The sequence below is a fragment of the Apibacter sp. ESL0404 genome, from assembly GCF_019469245.1.
GTDB lineage: Bacteria > Bacteroidota > Bacteroidia > Flavobacteriales > Weeksellaceae > Apibacter.
The window spans coordinates 843,000-861,371 of record NZ_CP048267.1; the positions used below are offsets into that span (position 1 = coordinate 843,000).

An 18,372-nucleotide genomic window follows, 5' to 3' on the forward strand; every position below is an offset into this window, starting at 1 on the left:
AGAAAAAGTAGATTATATCTATAATACGGCAGGGTTGTTAACCGGAATAAAAGGAAGCAAAGCTTATAGCTATGACTATGTAAACAAAATAGGCTATGATAAATTCGAACAAAGAAATTATCTTAAATATTGCAACGGCTCGGAAACCACTTATACCTATGATCCGGAAAGAAGAAGACTTAGTGATTTACAAGTTTGGGTATCACCGAAAACGCAAGCAACAGGAGTAAGAACTCAGATCATTAGTAACAAATATACGTATGACGCTGTTAGTAATGTATTAAGCGTATCCAACCAAGCCCCGCTACCTCAGGACAACAAAAAGACTATGGGAGGACAAATGCAACATGAATATGCATATGACGGACTTTACCGCTTAGTACAAGCACAAGGGACCTACACAGGTGCGGATAACAAAACGGCCGCATACAGCTTGCAAATGGGCTACGATAACTTACATAATATCGTAAGCAAAAACCAACAAGTAAGTCAACAAGGCATAATGATTGAAGGCGGATTAAAAGCAGGTTATGACTTATCGTATACCTACGATTCAACGAAAAAGAATCAAATTAAAACCGTTCAAGACATAAATTACAGAGAAGAAGAAAGTCAAGAAGAAGAAAAACGCCAAGAGCACAAGAATTACCACTATGATTTAAACGGAAATCTAACCTATGTAAATGTAGAATTAGAGAAGAAGGATTTAAGAAAAACCAGCCAAACGCAAGAAAGGAAATTACGCTGGGATGAAGAAAACCGATTAATGGCAATAGATGATAATGGGTATGTAAGTAACTATGTGTACGATGCTTCAGGAGAACGAGTAATCAAAACAAGCGGCGAAAGCGAGCAAGTGTATATCAATTCCTTATTCTCAGGCGGCAATACCGAAACACAAGGATTCACGGCCTATATCAACCCCTTCTTAGTAGTAAGTCCTAATGGAAAGTATACCAAACATTACTACGCAGGAAACCAACGAATAGTAAGTAAGTTGGGAGATATAGAAAGCTTTGGCGCAGATCCGAGAAGAATAGAGTATGCAGGATCAAGCGTACCCGGAGTAACGATCAACTGGAAAGCAAAATACCAAAGAAGCATTCAAGACATAAAAGGAAACTATGCGTACTTTGAAGTACCGTATAATGGAAAGGACAACGACGATTACGTTAATGGCGAAGGCTTCTGTTGTTCTCAGAATACAGCCTTAAGAGCAGGGATAGGAATCGGCAATGTGAACTATGAGAAAATGCAGTATTATTATCACCCGGATCATTTGGGCAGCTCAAGTTATATCACTAACTTAGACGGCGAAATAGTACAGCATGTAGAATATGTACCGTTTGGAGAAGTATTTATAGAGGAGAGAAATAACAGTTGGAATACCCCTTACTTGTTTAATGGAAAAGAGTTGGATGAAGAGACAGGACTGTATTATTATGGCGCAAGATACTATAATCCAAGAGAGAGTGTATGGTTAAGTGTAGATCCTTTGGCAAAAAAGTACCCGAATGTATCGCCGTATGCTTACACATTCCAGAACCCGATTAAGTATATAGATCCTAGAGGCTTAGAAGGAGAAGGAATTGATCCTGACGATCCGACTGACCTGCCTGAAGTAGTTATTACGGGAAAACGAAGAGTTTCTAACAATAAATATATTACAAATACAGAAACTGTTTTATCTAAGATTGATTTATTACCAAAAAATATTTTAGCGAACCTTACAACATATAGTTCTTCAACATATGGGAATGCAGGGATATTAAATATAGATAATAAAATTACTAGATACATATCACAAGGAACGTATGAAATCTCCCAAGACTATCAATTAGATTTAAATATAGTTAAAGGTAATGTAGAAATCACTAAAGAAAGTTTAGGAGCAGGAGTTGGAGTCTCCCTTTTAGGTAGTTTAGATTTAAATATTGGAATTAATCTAAATGCAGATATTAAGAATAGTGAAATTTATCTCAGTGGAAGTGAGAATATAAATAAAGATAATAATTCCAATGGTTTTAGCATAGGAATAAAACCAGTAAGCTTGATTATAGGAACGATAAATTATGGTATACGTAGGATCTTACCGCCAACTATTTTACAACCATCTTTCTACACTCCTATTTTTGGATCTAGTAATCAAGGACAGGAAATGCAATAATTAATTATTATTATATAAAAATGATTACACGCAGAACTTATACTAAAATACTCAAGCTGACAATTTATTTAATAATTGCTTATTTTAGTTATAATATTATTTATTATTATATTTCATATAGTAAATTACAAGTAATTAAAGAAAGTCATAAATTCAAAATAAGTTCATTAATTAATATTTCAGAAAATAGATTAACTTATGAAGCAGAATATTATTTAAAAGATCATTTTTTAGGGATTTCTTGTTTGTTAGACAGTACATATTACTTATCTATTACTAAAGTAGGTCAATTATCTACAAATAAATCTATGCAAGATATAATATACTTTTCATCAATTCCTTTTCTTGATAGAAATTCTTTATTTAATAGAAATGATATTATAGCCAAAACTGTAGTTAGTACTAATGAAACTTCTGCGATTTTTTATAATGTATCCATTTTACCAATTAATCAATTAAGTAAAGTAAATGTATATTTAAAAAATAAGATCTTATCAAAAAACATTATATCAAAAGATATAATTGAATATATATTTAATTCATCAAATATTAACTTTTCTTTTAATGATTTTAATAAAAATGATTTTGGATACGTTGGATTTGTTGGAAAATCAAGTCTTATTTTTCTTAGAGATATATCTAATAATTTATATATAATAAGTTTGTCACCAATTATTAAACTTGAAGAAGATGGGAGTTATAGATTTAAATCTCCTTATAAAAGTTTAAAAGAAATATTGCAAGAATAATTATATAATTATTTTAAAATTCTAACAAAAACCCACTACTATGTGGGTTTTTATTTTTAAATAATATTATTCTTACAGGTAAGCAGTCTAATAATTACAATAGTGCTTAAAGTATCCCATTAATATTGCCCTATGAGTTCAGGATATAATTGTCAAAATAATAGAAGATTTAGCAAGATTACAAAAGGAGTTGAGAAAAAAGATATTCTTGTATGACAAAAAAGATAAATAAATTTTAAAATTAATTATAAATAAGTTAATTTAGTCATTAAAGCTATTTAAAAGAGAAAGTAATTTAATGACAATAGATACTAAATCCAAGAGAGTCAATCTTCTTAAGTGTAGATCCCTTATATGATAAAACAATGTTAATATATCAGTATACCTATCAGAACCCAATAAAGTATACAGATCCAACAGGAATGAAAACAGAAGGCGTAGATCCAGAGAATGAGACAGTATTACCAGAAATAGAAGTAATAGGAAAAAGAAGACCGTCCAACGATGAAGTAACCAAGCAACAGCAGGAAAAAGAAAGACGCTCAAGAGAAGCCTATCAACGATATTTGGATGCCTATGGCGGAAAACCCTTAATGCATACAGATGATGTAAAGAACTGGACGTTAGGAGCATTAGGCGTGATTTTCGGACCGGTTGCGGCTTATGAAGGCATAGCAGCAGGATTCTTTAGTTTATCCGGAGGAGCAACAACTACAGCCGTTTTAGGTAGAGTAGGCACAGATGCAGCTGTACAAACGGCGGCAAACATGACTACCAATGGTGGAGATCTTATCGATGCGATTGAAAGAGTTAACTTTACCCAGAGTGGCTTAGCGGGCCTGGGAATGAATTATGTAGGAAATGCCTTACTTTCTTCATCAACTCCAATAACAATAAATGATGGAATGCAGTCCGTATTTAATGGAACACTTGAAGGCAAGCGATTTATAAACCAGGCAACCTTAAGCGTGTTAGGAGGAGCTGCAGCTACAGGAATCAGCGGTTCACAATTATTTAAAGGAACCGTAATCGGGACATATATGCAAACTAGCGTACGCTTTGGTCAAACAGCAGGAAGCAGAGCCGCAACCTTACTTATGAATGCCCCGGATTATGGAGTCAATGTAATTCAAAATAAATTGGATTAGAAAATAACCCTAATGAATAAGTTTATAGAAACTTTACGCTATTATTTAGTTGAAAAGGAATCAAAATGGAATTATTTATTTATTATAATACCTTTTATTTTGCTGTATATGTATATAAGTTACAAACATAATCCCGTTAAATATGGAAATTATACGATAGGGTATATAAATAGGATAGAATGGCCAATTGTAACTCATAAATCTGTGAGCTATATTTATAATGTTGGGAATAAACAATATAAAAGTAGTAATATATATAAGGATAGTGCAGATCCCAAAGTAGGACATTATTATTTGGTCCAATTTTCATTGGAGGATAATAGTTATTCAAAAATATACCAGGATATTCCTGTACCGGATAGCATAAAGCAAGCTCCGCCGGAAGGTTGGAAAGAACGTCCCGAATGGGCAAAAGGTAAATAGAAATCAAAAACCTCGCATTATGCGAGGTTTTTTGATTAAATTATTAATTTTTCAAATTAACAAAAGATAAAATATTTTTTGCTATAATGGATATAATTACTATGAAGTAAAGATTAATTAGATAAATTCATTTTATCCTTTAAAGCTTGTATTTCGTCTCTATATTGAGCAGCCGTTAAGAAATCTAAATTTTTAGCAGCTTTTTCCATTTCTTTTTGTTTTTTAGAAATAATTTTTTCTAAATCTTCTGATTTATATTGAGGTTCATCCTCTGCCACTTTTTTAATTTCATGTCTTGGTGCATACGATTTCACTTCATTATCCAAGTTATTAATAGAAATATTAGTTATTTTTTTATTTAATGGTTGAGGAGTAATATGATGTTCAAAATTATATTGATTTTGAATTTCCCTTCTTCTGGCTGTTTCATCAATAGTTTTTTTCATGCTATCCGTCATTTTATCCGCATACATAATAACCTTACCGTGAATATTACGAGCGGCTCTACCCGCGGTTTGCGTTAGAGAACGATGCGAACGTAAAAACCCTTCTTTATCGGCGTCAAGTACAGCAACTAAAGAAACTTCGGGAAGATCTAATCCTTCACGTAATAAATTGACACCAACTAAAACATCGAATTTACCAATACGTAAATCCTGCATAATTTCAACACGTTCCAGCGTATCAATATCTGAATGTATAAATCGAGTTCTTATCCCAAATTTTGTAAGATATTTAGTTAATTCCTCCGCCATACGTTTAGTTAGCGTAGTAACTAATACCCTTTCATCCTCTTCAATTCTTTTTTGAATTTCAGCCATCAAATCATCAATTTGATTTAAAGAAGGTCTCACTTCAATTACAGGATCCAGTAATCCAGTCGGACGAATAATTTGTTCAATATATATTCCTTCACTTTTCTGCAATTCATAATCAGCAGGAGTAGCACTAACATAAATGACCTGATTCTGCATCATTTCAAATTCCTCAAATTTTAAAGGACGGTTGTCTAGTGCGGCAGGAAGTCTGAAACCATGTTCTACTAACGTTTCTTTTCTGCTTCGGTCTCCTCCGTACATGGCATGAACCTGAGGTAAAGTAACGTGACTTTCATCAATTACCATTAAATAATCTTCAGGAAAATAGTCTAATAAACAGAAAGGTCGGGTTCCGGGGAGACGACCATCGAGGTATCGAGAATAATTTTCTATTCCCGAACAATATCCTAACTCTTTAATCATTTCCAGGTCAAATTCAGTTCGTTCTTTTAAGCGGTGAGCTTCCAGATTTTTACCTACTTCATTATAATAGTCGACCTGCTTACCTAAATCAATTTGTATGTTTCGTATAGCATTATTTAATGTTTCCGGAGAAGTCACAAATAGATTAGCCGGATATATATTGATACTTTCAATAGAATCAATTACATTATTAGAAACATAATCCACATTTTCTATACGTTCAATCTCATTTCCGAAAAATTGAATTCGTATTCCTGTATCTGAATAAGCAGGAAAAACATCGATCACATCCCCTTTGACTCTAAAATTTCCCCTTCCAAAATTGATTTCAGAGCGTGAATATAAGGCATTCACTAAAGATTGCAGTAATTTAGTTTTTGAAATAGCTTGACCCACTTTTAATGAAACCATGCTACTTTTAAATTCCACCGGATTTCCAATACCATATAGACAAGAAACAGAAGAAACCACCAATACATCTCGTCTGCCGGAAAGCAGGGCAGAAGTAGCGCTTAAACGTAATTTTTCAAGATTTTCATTAATGGACAAATCTTTCTCTATATACGTATTGGTAGTAGGCATAAATGCTTCTGGCTGATAATAATCGTAATATGAAACAAAATATTCTACTGCATTATTTGGAAAGAATTCTTTAAATTCCATATAAAGTTGGGCAGCCAACGTTTTATTATGTGCCAGGATGATAGTCGGACGTTGAATTTTTTCAACCACATTGGCAATAGTGAAGGTTTTACCCGAACCGGTTACTCCTAAAAGAGTTTGATACTTTTCATTTTTTAATATTCCTTTGGAAAGTGATTCAATAGCCTGAGGCTGATCGCCTGTAGGCTTAAATTGAGAAACTACTTGAAATTTCATATATTAAAAATATAAATGTAATAAAATATATATTGATAGTACTCTTTTTACTTAAAAGGTTTTTTTACTGTATAAAAACAAATATGTTAAAGCATTAATTATCATTTGAAACCTAGGTTTCAAAAAAAATGTTACATTAAATTAAGTAATGTTTTATTTACTTAAATAAGGAAGATAATAAATTTAAAGTTTGAAACTTAAATTTATAAATAATAATCAATTAAATGATGTTAAAATATTATAAAATAATGATAACTTTAAACAAGTTGCGAGATGGTTTATTTTCGTTTAACGAGTTCATCTCTTAATTTCGCTGCAGTCTCATAATCTTCATTTTCTATAGCTTTAGAAATTAAATCATTAATCTCTGAATCGGTTAAATGGGCGAATGAATCTTCAATATCATTGATATTCAATTGATTTTCAATGGTATCTAACGCCTTTTCAAAAGTTGATTCAGTGGCTAATTCATCTTCATTCATTTCCGTATAAACTCCTGCTTTTTCAAGAATTTCTTTAGTGGCATATACGGGAGCTTCAAAACGCACGGCTAACGCAATGGCATCAGAAGTGCGAGAATCTATTTCAATTTCCTCATCAGTGTCTCTGTTTTGAAATAAAATATTGGAATAAAATACTCCGTCTTTTAATTTATATATAAAAACAGCTTTTACAATAATATGAAAACTTTTTGCAAAGGTAGTAAATAAATCATGAGTAATTGGTCGAGGAGGAGTAATATCTTTCTCTAATGCTAAAGCAATGGATTGTGCTTCAAAGCTTCCTATAATTACAGGAATTTTCCTTTTACCAAAATCTTCTTCTAAAATAAGAGCATAAGCTCCGGTTTGAGTTTGGCTGTATGAAATACCTCTAATATGTAGTCGAATTAAATCCATAAATTATATATTACTCAATGAAAACATAGTAAATACTGAAATAACAATGCAATTTACGAATTTTTTTTAGAATTTTTTAATAGATGTTTATTTTAGGGGTATAAAGAAACTTTTCTTTATATAAATTAATAAAATCCTTTTTTGTTGATAAATTAATTTCTAATAGTATTAAAAATATCAACAATTTTAAGATGTATGCAGCTTCCAAAAAATTTCTTTGCCAATTTAGAAAAAGTAGGCGTTAAATCGGAAACATAAAATTCATACAAAGGGTTTTTAGATTGTGAAGTCAATTTTTTATTTTCAAGGTCTTGTTTAATGTAATTGGCAACGATCAGTGGAGAATCAATAACCTGAATTTTATTTAAATAGAAATTTTTAACTTCATTAATAATGATAGGATAATGAGTACACCCTAAAATTAAAGAATCTATATTTTGAAGCTTTTTATTAGTTAAATACGTTTTAAGAACTATAGAAGATATTTCATGATTATTAAAACCTTCTTCAATTACCGGAACCAGCAGGGGAGCAGCTAGTTCATGAACATTTATATGTGGATTTAGTTTTTGAATGCTTTTTTTATAAATATGAGAAGAAATAGTTGATTTAGTGGCTAATACACCTACATTTTGATTAAAAGTGAAGGCTACTTTTTCAGCTACGGGTGAAATAACATCATATACCGGCACATTTTTTTCATTTGCCAAAGCAATTACTTCTTTCAAAGCGTTGGCAGTGGCAGTATTACAAGCAATAACAATAGCTTTACAATTATTTTCGAGTAAAAATTTAGTTATTTTTATCGAATATTCAGTTATAACTTCTTTAGATTTATCACCATAAGGCAAATGCTTTGAATCTCCGTAATAAATTAGACTTTCATGAGGTAACAATCGTTTTATTTCCTTCGCAATAGTAAGTCCTCCCATTCCGGAGTCAAAAATACCAATAGGTCGATCTTCTTCTTTCATTGATGCAAAAATAAGTGTTTATAAGTTATTAATCAATGAAAAAAAATTGGGCAATAATTCCATCCGTAAAAAATAAAGATTCCGGATGAATAGTTACTATTTGATTGGATATTCTTACTTTTTTAGTTGCTTCCAGTTTCTTTAGTTCTCTATAAAAGTGTTTCATCAAAGAAGATGAAAATTCTTTCTCCAATTCATCGATATTGATCCCCCAAAGGGTACGTAGTCCCAACATGATTTTTTCGTTAAAACGATCTTTTTCACTAATTACCTCTTCCTCATGGTTGAGTATATTATTTTCGACAGCTTTAAGGTATTGTATATTATGGGAGACATTCCAGCTTCTTATATCTTTTCCATTATAAGAGTGGGCGGAAGGCCCTATCCCCAAATAAGGTTTATTTTTCCAATAGGAAGTATTATGTTGAGAAAAAAACGTTTCTTTACCAAAATTAGAAAATTCATATTGGATATACTTATGCTCAATTAATTTATTTCTAAGCATTTCAAATTGAATCGCTTGTTTTTCCTCATCAATAGGTGGAAGTTTATTTTTTCTGATTTGTGCTTCAAAAGCGGTTTTTGGTTCAACTGTAAGTGCATAGGATGAAATATGAGGAATTCCTAGAGAGATAGCTTTTTCAAGAGTATACATCCATCTTTCATGGGTAGTAGTTTGTGCCCCATAAATCAAATCTATCGTAATATTGTTAAAACCAATATCTTGAGCGGATCGAATAGATTGAATTGCTTCATCCGCATTGTGGTTTCGATTCATAAATTTGATATCCTCATCAATAAAAGATTGAATGCCTATACTTAGTCGATTTACAGGAGTTTGATTTTTGAGGAAGTGAAGATATTCTACAGATAAATCATCCGGATTTGCTTCAAAAGTAATTTCCTTAGTTTCAGACATATCGTAATGTTCCTTAATTATAGTAAATAAGTATTCAAGTTCTTTATAATTAAGGATTGAAGGAGTTCCACCACCAAAATATATGGTCTCAATGGGGGTAATCAATTCATTTTTTCTTAAAATCAATTCTTTACCTATAGCTTGTATCAATTGTGATTTATAGTTGAATTGAGTTGAAAAATGAAAATTACAATAATTACATTTTTTTACACAAAAAGGAATATGAATATAAAGTCCTGACATAGTAAAATCATTGCAAAGATATTATAACTCAAGGAAATGTTGAATCATTTTAATTAATTTAACTTGAATTAATAAATGCTTTTTAAGCAAATGGTTATGTCATAATACCTGATAAATAGTATAATGTAGATTAAATTCATTTGTAAAAAGTAAAAAAACTGAAAAATGTATATTATGAATTAGTTTTATTGATATCGTAAGCTAAAAAGGTAAATGTGCCTTAAAAGTATTTTATAGGGTAATAGGTAACGCAAAGTTAATATGTAAGTAAGAACGAAAATAAATTTTATCAATACAGTAAAAAAAAGCTCAAATTTAATTTTAAATTTGAGCTTTATATATTTTATAAATTTATTGTAAAAAATCATCCAAAGCTTTTGCCATTGATGGACTTTCTTTGGTTGGAGCAAAGAAGTTAACAGTTAATCCTGCTTCTTCAGCAGCTTGTTTGGTGGAATGACCAAATATACCGATACTTATGGAATCTTGTTTAAAATCTTTATAATTATCAAATAATGATTTGATACCGGAAGGACTAAAAAATACTAAAGCATCGTATTCTTTAATATCTTTAATTTGTGAAGCCACATCGCTACTTACTGTACGAAAAAGTATAGCTCGGGTATAATCTACTCCTGATTTGTCTAATGCATCAGGGATATCCTGGTTAAGCACATCAGAAGTTGGTAAAAGATATTTTTCATTAGGGTTCTTCTTCAAAAGAGGAATCATATCTTCCGCCTCTTTCTCTCCAAAATAGATTTTTCTTTTTCGGTATACAATATATCTTTGAAGATATAAAGCAATAGCCTCAGATTGACAAACATATTTCATGGAATCAGGTACCGTAAATCGCATTTCATCGGCCAGTCTAAAAAAATGATCGATCGCATTGCGGCTGGTAAATATGATTGCGGTAAAATTAGAAAAATCGATTTTTTGTAATCTAACATCTTTTGCATCAGCGCCTTGCACATGGATAAAAGGACAAAAATCAATTTTTATTTTATGCTTTTTTTCAATGTCAAAATATGGTGAACTATCGCCAGCGGGCTTTGATAGAGAGATTAAAACGGATTTTATTTTCATAATAAATTAAAATTTATCTCCTAAAAACACTAATTTTAAAACATATAGTGCCGGTAAGATTTCGAAAGCGCAAAGGTACAAAAATTCATAATAACCAGGAAGTTTTATTTGATTTTTAATGAAGAACATCAGCCAAATCCATTCTGTAACCAGTAAAAATGATAGCGTTCCTACCACAAGATAAGGAGCATATTGAACCGAAATATCTGTATAATATATTGTAAAACAAAGTAGTATTGTAATAAACAATTTGATAAACAAAAAGATAAATCGATTATTATAATTAATCTGATATTCTTTGTTTTTTCCTAATATCAAAAGAAAGCCGTTTCCTAACGTATAAGAAGATACTTGATATATGGTTAAAATTACAAATAATGAGATTAATTTTAAAGCTTCCGTATTATAAAAAGGAATTACTACCGTAAAAAAAGGAAGAAGAGTTAAAGCCAAAATAACCGTATAAACAAAACTACATATAGCAACATACAGAGTAAAATTCTCATTTTCGGTAGGTATGGACCTAAAACGGAAAATGGGTTCATCTTTAGGAATTAATAAAAATCTCGAAATAATCAATAATAGTAAAGATCCTAAGAGAATAAAATTTACCAGATTGTCCCCTAAAGGTATTTTTGTTATTTCCAAAATTTAGATGATTTACTCTATAAATTAATCTTCATCAATAAAACGTTTGGTAATAGGAGAATAAGAGTCAATACGGCGATCTCTTAAAAAAGGCCAATGCACTCGGTAACTGTCAGATTGTTCGGTTTCAATTTCCACGACCATAACCTCTTCATTTTCATGAGAAGCTTGTTGTAAAATAGTGCCGAACGGATTAGAAACAAAAGATCCACCCCAAAATTTCATCGCGCCGTCTTGTTCATATCCCACACGATTAACACTTACTGTATGCACTCCGTTGGCAATTGCATGACTTCTCTGAATGGTCTGCCATGCATTATATTGTTCGATGTTTGTGTCCTCATTTTGAGTAGAAGCCCAACCAATAGCTGTAGGATAAAATAGAATTTCAGCACCCAATAAAGCCGTAATACGAGAAGCTTCGGGATACCATTGATCCCAACAAATTAATACTCCTATTTTAGCATATTTGGTTTGAAAAACCTTGTATCCTAAATCACCCGGAGTAAAATAAAATTTTTCATAATATGCAGGATCATCAGGAATATGCATTTTGCGATATTTTCCCAAATATTGACCATCGGCATCAATAATTGCAGTAGTATTATGGTATAATCCTTTAGCTCTTTTCTCAAAAAGTGAAGCAACAATGACAACATTTAATTCAGCTGCTACTTTTCCCAATCGGTCCGTAGTGGGGCCGGGAATAGTTTCAGCTATTTTAAAATTATCGTAATTTTCAACATCACAAAAATACAGGGATGTAAATAACTCTTGAAGACAAACTATTTGAGCACCTTGTGAAGCTGCTTTTTTAATTCCTTCAATTGCTTTCTCTATGTTATTCTCAATATTATTGGAACAGCTGGATTGTACCAATCCGATTTTTACTTTTGCCATTACTTAAAAATATATTTTCAAGGTTTTTTCACTTACAAAAATAAGTTATATTTTATAAATTATAGTGTTCAAATAGCATCAATTTGAGAATTAAACTCGTTGGCAAAATTTTTAACCTGTTTCCAATCTGTGTATTCAATTACGGTTGAAGAGTCAGTAGGACCTTTAGTCATTGTCATAATAAGCTGAATCATGAGCCTGTCGAAAGTTGAATAGGCAGGATAATTTAATAAGCCACCAAATAAACCTATATGGTTTGGCTTCCATTTAATTTTATTTAAAAATTTTTTAGCGTATGGATTATTTTCAACCAATCTTCTTTCTTTATTTCTTGCTATTAAACTTATTGAGAAAAAAGCATTCGGCATCGAACTTAGTTCTTGAGAATGAGTATTGATATATTTTTTTACTTTATTTCTGTGGAATCCATACCGAATACTAGCCCCGATAATTACACCATCAAAGTTAGAAAGAGAGGGAATTGGATCATTAATTGATACTATAGTTACTTTCGCTTTTAAAATACCAGAAATGAACTTGGAAATTTTAATGGTATGACCATCGGTAGAAGAATATATAATCAAAACTTTTTTTTCTTTTGATGACATATGACAATAAAGTTTTTAGTGACAGCAAAATTACTTATAATAAATGTAATAGCCGGTATGTATGAATAAAGCTTTTATGAATAAGAAGTGTTAAAAATTACAAAATTAAATTTCAGATAAATATATTTAGTAACTTTGTTAAAAGTTAAAGGTAATGACTCAAATAGCCAGAGATAAACAAGAAATTTTAAATACTATTTCGCATGGAATGGGAATTATATTGGGTATTGTCGGACTAATATTTCTATTAGTAAAAAATAATAATAGTAGTTTATACAGTACCTTAAGCATTTGGACGTTTGGTCTTTCGCTCATCATCTTATATACCTCTTCAACCATCTATCATTTTTTTGTGAATGAAAATTGGAAGAAAAAAGCTCGCGTTTTAGATCACATGAGCATATTTTTGCTGATTGCAGGAACGTATACACCGATTTGCCTGATTACATTGGAAAAAAGTTCGGGATGGACGCTTTTTACTATCGTTTGGACCATAGCTGCTTTAGGTATTATCATGAAAATTTTTTTGACCGGTAAGGTTGATAAGTTATCTTTACTTCTTTATTTGATTATGGGTTGGCTTTTGGTATTCGACATAAAGAATATCGCAAATTCTATGACTTCTCAGGCTTTGCTTTTTTTAGTTCTGGGAGGAGTTTTGTACACTCTGGGAACTATATTTTATGCAAGGGATAAGATGCCTTATGCTCATTTTATATGGCATTTATTTGTCTTGGGAGGAAGCGCTTCCCATTACGCCATGGTATACTATATTATATAAATTTTTAATGAAAATAGTTGGATTAACAGGAGGAATGGGGGTAGGAAAATCGACGGTAGCCAAAATATTTGAAGATTTTGGTTTTCCGGTGTTTAATTCCGATACAAGAGCAAAGGAACTAATGGTTGAAAACGATGAGCTCAAAAGAAATATAATTTCACTTTTAGGGCAAGAGGCTTATGAAGGAGACACATTAAACCGAAAATATATAGCAAAAAAAATCTTTACCGATAAAGAACTTCTTAAAAAGCAGAATCTTTTAGTTCATACTGCTTTGCAACACGACTTTCAGTTATGGAAAAGTAAACAGAATGCCCTATTTGGAATCAAAGAAGCAGCCATTTTATTTGAAAGTGGTTCTTACAAAGATTGCGATTTTACGATAGCTGTTACTTCTCCCGATTCTCTACGGATGCAAAGAATACTATCCAGAGATCATTTATCCGAAACTGAAGTTAAAGAACGTATTCAACATCAATGGCCTGAGAGTAAAATTGTAAAATTATCCACCTTTCATATAAATAATGATTCGGATTATGAAAATTTAAAGAATCAGGTCATTCAAACCGTCAATATCTTAAAAATCAAATGCAAACAGACTAGCTAGTTCGCACGATTTTAGCCATATAAAACCCATCAAAATCACAAACGGATGGCATCAATTTTTTCTCTTCAATCAACTGATAATTGGAGTTTTCTTTTAAAAAGTTTTCCACTTGTAAAGAATTCTCAGATGGTAAAATGGAACAAGTTGCATAAACTAAGATTCCGTCTTTTCTAACAAGTTTGGAATGGTTTTGCAAGATTTGTCTTTGTTCCTCTCTAACACGGCTAATAAACTCTTCATTTAATTTCCATTTTGCATCCGGATTACGTCTCAACACACCCAAACCGGAACACGGAACGTCAATTAGTACTCTATCTGCGCTATTTTCAAGCCTTTTTAATGTTTTAGAATCTTCAATAACTTTAGTTTGTATATTGTGAGCACCATTTCTGCGAGCTCTTTGTTTTAACGTTTGCAACTTCCATTCATGAATATCCATGGCAATAATTTGGCCTTTGTTTTCCATTAAAGCAGCAAGTTGTAATGTTTTACCACCGGCCCCTGCACATGAATCGATAACTCTCATCCCTGGTTTTACGTCAACAAATTCTCCCACTCTTTGAGAAGATGCATCTTGAATTTCAAATAAACCGTCTTTAAAAGCTTGCGTTTTGAAAATATTTTTCTTTTCTTCCATTATAAGAGCATTTTTGTATCCCCTGATAAAATCAACAGTAATATTTTCTTCACTCAAAACGTCTTTAAGTTCTTCGGCTGTGATTTTAAGAGTATTAGCTCTTAAGATGGTTTGTGCCGGAACATTTAAAGCTTTTATTTCTTGGCTCCATGAATCGCCCAACTCTGATTCCAACACTTTTTGCATCCATTCAGGAATAGAATATTTTATGGCAAGAGTGGGAAAGGGAAGTTTAAAACGATCCTTAATCTTTTTTATATATACTTTTTCGAATTCAGGAAAAGGTTGAAGCTCAATTTTATTACGAAGTAAGTAGGTGGCGATTATATTATCTATTGATTCGGGAGATAGCTTCTTATTTGCAAAAAATTCCAATTGGTTTTTCCAGCGTATAATCTCATAAAATGATTCAGAAACAAAGCCACGGTCTTTGCTGCCCCATTTTTTATTGAATTTCAGGGTTCTTTCCAGCACCTTGTCTGCATATTTATTCGGCTCGAAAAAACTTTCTTCTAAGGCTTTATGTAAACCTATTATTAAATTTCTGTGTAACTTTATCTTTGGAATCATTCGTATGAAAATATTTGCAAATATATAGGTTAATTATAACATGTATCAATAGTTAAGCTAATGCATTGCACAATAAAAAATACATTTGTATTATAACAGTAATTACTTAACTACAAAATAAATAAAACTATGAAGGTATATTTCATTCCGGGATTAGGGGCAAAATGTCAATGTTTCAAGTTCATTAAGCTACCTGAAGGATTTGAAAAAATATATATTGAATGGCATCTTCCTGAAAAAAATGATAGTTTATCTACTTATGCCCGAAAAATGTCAGAAAAAATAGATCAATCCGAGCCTTTTATATTAGTCGGCTATTCTTTTGGAGGCGTCATTGTTCAAGAAATGAATAAGTTTATGAAACCTGAAAAAACCATACTGATAGCAAGTATGAAAGATAAAATCCAAATTCCTGAATTATTCAAAATCTTAAAGAAAATTAAATTCGCAAAATGGTTTCCCATGAAATTTTTTACCGGAAAGAAAATGCTTTCATATGCATTTATGAGATCCGTCTATTTTAATACAATACCATCCAAAAAACAAAAAAGAAATCAAATTAAGTTAGACGAATTTATGGTAGATTTAAATTCAGAGTATTTTAAATGGTCCATTGATCAAATTATAAATTGGTTACCCGAAAAAGAATGTGAAAAAATATATCAAATTCATGGAACAAAAGATATTATTTTTCCATTTAAGAAGATACATACCAGTTATGCTACTACCCAACAACCCCATCTTGAAATCGTAGAAAAAGGATCCCATCTTTTAGTATTGGAATTACCAAAAAAAGTGAATAAAGCATTAGAAAATATAATATTAAATGAATAAATAATAAAAATTGATGAAAAAAAATTTAAAACATTAGTAATACGTAAAATATTTCTTTTTTTAGTAAGTTTGTACAATATATAAATGTTTATTTAGATTCTAATTTAATAATTGCTAATGAGATCATTTCGACTTTTTTTATTTTTAATACTATTTTTTTTTCTAACTAAAGTGAAATTATATGGTCAACAAAGTATCCCTTTTGATCAACAATATCTTTTGTCGGATAAAGTGTTGATTAATCCGTCGTATACAGGATCTACTGATGATATTGTATTAAAAGCTACGTATCATCAACAATTTAGCAATTTTAATGAAAGTCCGAATACCCAAACCATCAGTACCCATTTCAATGCTTTTGACAGGGTAGGATTAGGGGCTTACTTTTTTAGGGATGAAAACGGTCCGATTACACTAACAGGAGCTAATATTTCAGGAGCCTATCATATTCCTTTAACGGATGAAGAGAACAGATCGGAAAGTCAGTTTTCATTCGGTACTTCGTTCAGTTTTTTTTCTCAATCATTTGAATATTCCAAATTGAGACCGGAAGATGCGAATGATCCTCTATTATATGGTGATAAATCTGTATTTTTGCCTTACCTGAATTTAGGGATGTCCGTAGCCTATGAAGGTTTCTTTGCAGGAGTTTCTGTACTAGACATACCTTTAGGAAAAAACAAACCGGTGGTAAATTCCATAGAACCTTCACCTTCTTGGTATTATTTGAATTTAGGCTATAATTGGGAATTGGTGGAATCCTTTTTTTTAGAACCCTCATTTATGATGAGCTTAAATACAAATTCCGAAAGAATGATGGATTTAAATTTGAAAGCTAAATATAAAGATGATTTCAATGCTTTTGCTTTAGGAGTTAGTTACAGGACAGCCAAAGATTCTCAAGTTAGCGGCGGTCTTTCCGTAACACCATTTTTACAAGCAGAATTAGGCAGATTAAATTTTACTTTTGGATATAATTTTGGAATTACAGACGTATTCAAAAAAGGAGGTGATGGATTATTGGTAGGTTTAGGATATAATATAGAAAACTTTATAAATCCGCAAGGATTTCGTTACAGATAGAAGAATTTTTGAAAAGATGACAGAATACGTAGTTTTAGTGAATGAGAAAGATGAGATAGTAGGTGAAATGGAAAAGCAAGAAGCCCATATAAAAGGTGAATTGCATCGAGCATTTTCAATATTTATTTTCAATAAAAAAAAGGAACTTTTAATTCAACAAAGAGCAAAAATAAAATATCATTCCTCTTTGAAATGGACCAATACTTGTTGCAGCCATCCTAGAATTGGTGAAAGTTATATGGATGGAGCGCATCGGAGACTTAAAGAAGAATTAGGGTTTGATTGTGAATTGCACAAAAAGTTCGATTTTATTTATAAAGCAGAGGTAGGAGACGGGCTTATTGAACATGAATATGATTATGTTTTCATAGGCCAATACGATGGAGAAATAGTTATCAATCCCTTGGAAGTAGAGTCCATAAAGTGGATAAACTTAACAGATTTAAAAAAAGATATTGATTTGCATCCCTCTAATTATACTGAATGGTTTAAGATTATATTCGACAAATATGAAAAATATATTGAACATTACACCGGTTAATTTTTAAACGTTAAATCCGATGGTATCTCAAATAGAAATTGTTTTGAAAGAACGAGCCAGAGGTTTTCATTTAATCACGGATGAAATCATCAATAAATTACCGTCCCTTCCTCCAGTCGGAATACTCCATCTTTTTATTAAGCATACATCTGCAGGCTTAGCTATCAATGAAAATGCCGATCCCGATGTCAGATTCGATTTAGAAAATATCTTTAATCATCTAGTTAAAGAAGGAGAACCTTACTATACCCATATTTATGAAGGGGAAGATGATATGCCTTCCCATGCTAAATCCATACTTTCAGGAACGAGTGTATCGATACCAATAACCAATGGAAAACTTAATCTAGGAACTTGGCAGGGTTTATATTTATGTGAATTTAGAAATAGAGGAGGAAATAGAAAACTAGTTGCTACTATACTAAGTTAATT

The 18,372-nt window shown here is 31.3% G+C and carries 19 protein-coding genes; 10 read left to right on the forward strand and 9 right to left on the reverse strand.

Features of this window, described 5'->3' with window-relative positions; all coding sequences use genetic code 11:
* Nucleotides 1–34 precede the first annotated feature (34 nt).
* The 4 genes from GYM72_RS09880 to GYM72_RS03500 all read left to right on the forward strand — a co-directional run bounded on the left by GYM72_RS09880 (nucleotide 35) and on the right by GYM72_RS03500 (nucleotide 4,487).
* The gene (locus GYM72_RS09880) at nucleotides 35–2,167 is read left to right on the forward strand and encodes an RHS repeat domain-containing protein (protein WP_255571568.1); all 2,133 of its coding nucleotides are present in this window, start codon (nucleotides 35–37) and stop codon (nucleotides 2,165–2,167) included.
* 20 nt (nucleotides 2,168–2,187) lie between these two features.
* Complete coding sequence (locus tag GYM72_RS03490; protein WP_220264716.1) at nucleotides 2,188–2,916, forward strand: hypothetical protein; 729 nt, start codon at nucleotides 2,188–2,190, stop codon at nucleotides 2,914–2,916.
* 365 nt (nucleotides 2,917–3,281) lie between these two features.
* Nucleotides 3,282–4,064 carry a hypothetical protein gene (locus GYM72_RS03495; RefSeq protein WP_220264717.1) on the forward strand — a complete coding sequence of 261 codons (783 nt, stop codon included), beginning with the start codon at nucleotides 3,282–3,284 and terminating at the stop codon, nucleotides 4,062–4,064.
* Nucleotides 4,065–4,076: 12 nt separating this feature from the next.
* Nucleotides 4,077–4,487, forward strand: coding sequence for a hypothetical protein (locus GYM72_RS03500; RefSeq protein ID WP_220264718.1), 411 nt, complete (start codon nucleotides 4,077–4,079; stop codon nucleotides 4,485–4,487).
* A gap of 113 nt (nucleotides 4,488–4,600) precedes the next feature.
* Here GYM72_RS03500 and uvrB read toward each other — a convergent pair whose 3' ends face one another.
* From uvrB to hemG, 8 genes are all read right to left on the reverse strand, one after another.
* Nucleotides 4,601–6,607 (reverse strand): excinuclease ABC subunit UvrB, encoded by a 2,007-nt coding sequence (gene uvrB, locus GYM72_RS03505; RefSeq protein ID WP_220264719.1) that lies wholly within the window; start codon nucleotides 6,605–6,607, stop codon nucleotides 4,601–4,603.
* A 278-nt stretch (nucleotides 6,608–6,885) separates the two neighbouring features.
* Entirely contained in the window at nucleotides 6,886–7,506 is a 621-nt protein-coding gene (locus tag GYM72_RS03510) for a bifunctional nuclease family protein (protein ID WP_220264720.1), read from the reverse strand.
* Between the two features lie 152 nt (nucleotides 7,507–7,658).
* Nucleotides 7,659–8,480 (reverse strand): glutamate racemase, encoded by an 822-nt coding sequence (gene murI, locus GYM72_RS03515; RefSeq protein ID WP_160565480.1) that lies wholly within the window; start codon nucleotides 8,478–8,480, stop codon nucleotides 7,659–7,661.
* Nucleotides 8,481–8,508: 28 nt separating this feature from the next.
* A complete protein-coding gene (gene hemW / locus GYM72_RS03520; RefSeq protein ID WP_220264721.1) occupies nucleotides 8,509–9,642 on the reverse strand; it encodes a radical SAM family heme chaperone HemW in 1,134 nt (377 codons plus the stop codon).
* A 351-nt stretch (nucleotides 9,643–9,993) separates the two neighbouring features.
* Nucleotides 9,994–10,731, reverse strand: coding sequence for a uroporphyrinogen-III synthase (locus GYM72_RS03525; RefSeq protein ID WP_105297371.1), 738 nt, complete (start codon nucleotides 10,729–10,731; stop codon nucleotides 9,994–9,996).
* Between the two features lie 6 nt (nucleotides 10,732–10,737).
* Nucleotides 10,738–11,379, reverse strand: coding sequence for a DUF4271 domain-containing protein (locus tag GYM72_RS03530; protein WP_158254223.1), 642 nt, complete (start codon nucleotides 11,377–11,379; stop codon nucleotides 10,738–10,740).
* Between the two features lie 24 nt (nucleotides 11,380–11,403).
* On the reverse strand, nucleotides 11,404–12,279 hold the full coding sequence (locus tag GYM72_RS03535; RefSeq protein ID WP_220264722.1) for a carbon-nitrogen hydrolase: 876 nt from the start codon (nucleotides 12,277–12,279) through the stop codon (nucleotides 11,404–11,406).
* 68 nt (nucleotides 12,280–12,347) lie between these two features.
* On the reverse strand, nucleotides 12,348–12,887 hold the full coding sequence (hemG, locus tag GYM72_RS03540) for a menaquinone-dependent protoporphyrinogen IX dehydrogenase (protein ID WP_220264723.1): 540 nt from the start codon (nucleotides 12,885–12,887) through the stop codon (nucleotides 12,348–12,350).
* Between the two features lie 154 nt (nucleotides 12,888–13,041).
* Between hemG and GYM72_RS03545 the strand changes: the two genes are divergently transcribed.
* Together GYM72_RS03545 and coaE are read left to right on the forward strand one after the other, a co-directional pair.
* On the forward strand, nucleotides 13,042–13,668 hold the full coding sequence (locus GYM72_RS03545) for a hemolysin III family protein (RefSeq protein ID WP_220264724.1): 627 nt from the start codon (nucleotides 13,042–13,044) through the stop codon (nucleotides 13,666–13,668).
* Nucleotides 13,669–13,675: 7 nt separating this feature from the next.
* Nucleotides 13,676–14,275 (forward strand): dephospho-CoA kinase, encoded by a 600-nt coding sequence (gene coaE / locus GYM72_RS03550; RefSeq protein ID WP_220264725.1) that lies wholly within the window; start codon nucleotides 13,676–13,678, stop codon nucleotides 14,273–14,275.
* Here coaE and GYM72_RS03555 read toward each other — a convergent pair.
* Nucleotides 14,268–15,482, reverse strand: coding sequence for an RsmB/NOP family class I SAM-dependent RNA methyltransferase (locus GYM72_RS03555; RefSeq protein WP_220264726.1), 1,215 nt, complete (start codon nucleotides 15,480–15,482; stop codon nucleotides 14,268–14,270). The genes coaE and GYM72_RS03555 overlap by 8 nt on opposite strands.
* A 129-nt stretch (nucleotides 15,483–15,611) precedes the next feature.
* Here GYM72_RS03555 and GYM72_RS03560 point away from each other — a divergent pair, with 129 nt between their 5' ends.
* The 4 genes from GYM72_RS03560 to GYM72_RS03575 all read left to right on the forward strand — a co-directional run bounded on the left by GYM72_RS03560 (nucleotide 15,612) and on the right by GYM72_RS03575 (nucleotide 18,370).
* Nucleotides 15,612–16,316, forward strand: a complete 705-nt coding sequence (locus GYM72_RS03560; RefSeq protein WP_220264727.1) for an alpha/beta hydrolase — start codon at nucleotides 15,612–15,614, stop codon at nucleotides 16,314–16,316.
* Between the two features lie 117 nt (nucleotides 16,317–16,433).
* Complete coding sequence (locus tag GYM72_RS03565; protein ID WP_220264728.1) at nucleotides 16,434–17,399, forward strand: PorP/SprF family type IX secretion system membrane protein; 966 nt, start codon at nucleotides 16,434–16,436, stop codon at nucleotides 17,397–17,399.
* A 16-nt stretch (nucleotides 17,400–17,415) separates the two neighbouring features.
* Complete coding sequence (gene idi, locus GYM72_RS03570; RefSeq protein ID WP_220234166.1) at nucleotides 17,416–17,940, forward strand: isopentenyl-diphosphate Delta-isomerase; 525 nt, start codon at nucleotides 17,416–17,418, stop codon at nucleotides 17,938–17,940.
* Nucleotides 17,941–17,959: 19 nt separating this feature from the next.
* Nucleotides 17,960–18,370, forward strand: coding sequence for a secondary thiamine-phosphate synthase enzyme YjbQ (locus tag GYM72_RS03575; RefSeq protein WP_220264729.1), 411 nt, complete (start codon nucleotides 17,960–17,962; stop codon nucleotides 18,368–18,370).
* Nucleotides 18,371–18,372: the final 2 nt, after the last annotated feature.

What these genes read in the sequence shown, in the direction of transcription:
- coaE (WP_220264725.1), top strand. Translation starts at nt 13,676, where the DNA reads ATGAAAATAGTTGGATTAACAGGAGGAATGGGGGTAGGAAAATCGACG.
- uvrB (WP_220264719.1), bottom strand. Translation starts at nt 6,607, where the DNA reads ATGAAATTTCAAGTAGTTTCTCAATTTAAGCCTACAGGCGATCAGCCT.
- idi (WP_220234166.1), top strand. Translation starts at nt 17,416, where the DNA reads ATGACAGAATACGTAGTTTTAGTGAATGAGAAAGATGAGATAGTAGGT.
- GYM72_RS03510 (WP_220264720.1), bottom strand. Translation starts at nt 7,506, where the DNA reads ATGGATTTAATTCGACTACATATTAGAGGTATTTCATACAGCCAAACT.
- murI (WP_160565480.1), bottom strand. Translation starts at nt 8,480, where the DNA reads ATGAAAGAAGAAGATCGACCTATTGGTATTTTTGACTCCGGAATGGGA.
- GYM72_RS03565 (WP_220264728.1), top strand. Translation starts at nt 16,434, where the DNA reads ATGAGATCATTTCGACTTTTTTTATTTTTAATACTATTTTTTTTTCTA.
- hemG (WP_220264723.1), bottom strand. Translation starts at nt 12,887, where the DNA reads ATGTCATCAAAAGAAAAAAAAGTTTTGATTATATATTCTTCTACCGAT.
- GYM72_RS03555 (WP_220264726.1), bottom strand. Translation starts at nt 15,482, where the DNA reads ATGATTCCAAAGATAAAGTTACACAGAAATTTAATAATAGGTTTACAT.
- GYM72_RS03525 (WP_105297371.1), bottom strand. Translation starts at nt 10,731, where the DNA reads ATGAAAATAAAATCCGTTTTAATCTCTCTATCAAAGCCCGCTGGCGAT.
- hemW (WP_220264721.1), bottom strand. Translation starts at nt 9,642, where the DNA reads ATGTCAGGACTTTATATTCATATTCCTTTTTGTGTAAAAAAATGTAAT.
- GYM72_RS03500 (WP_220264718.1), top strand. Translation starts at nt 4,077, where the DNA reads ATGAATAAGTTTATAGAAACTTTACGCTATTATTTAGTTGAAAAGGAA.
- GYM72_RS03535 (WP_220264722.1), bottom strand. Translation starts at nt 12,279, where the DNA reads ATGGCAAAAGTAAAAATCGGATTGGTACAATCCAGCTGTTCCAATAAT.
- GYM72_RS03560 (WP_220264727.1), top strand. Translation starts at nt 15,612, where the DNA reads ATGAAGGTATATTTCATTCCGGGATTAGGGGCAAAATGTCAATGTTTC.
- GYM72_RS03490 (WP_220264716.1), top strand. Translation starts at nt 2,188, where the DNA reads ATGATTACACGCAGAACTTATACTAAAATACTCAAGCTGACAATTTAT.
- GYM72_RS03545 (WP_220264724.1), top strand. Translation starts at nt 13,042, where the DNA reads ATGACTCAAATAGCCAGAGATAAACAAGAAATTTTAAATACTATTTCG.
- GYM72_RS03575 (WP_220264729.1), top strand. Translation starts at nt 17,960, where the DNA reads ATGGTATCTCAAATAGAAATTGTTTTGAAAGAACGAGCCAGAGGTTTT.
- GYM72_RS03495 (WP_220264717.1), top strand. Translation starts at nt 3,282, where the DNA reads ATGTTAATATATCAGTATACCTATCAGAACCCAATAAAGTATACAGAT.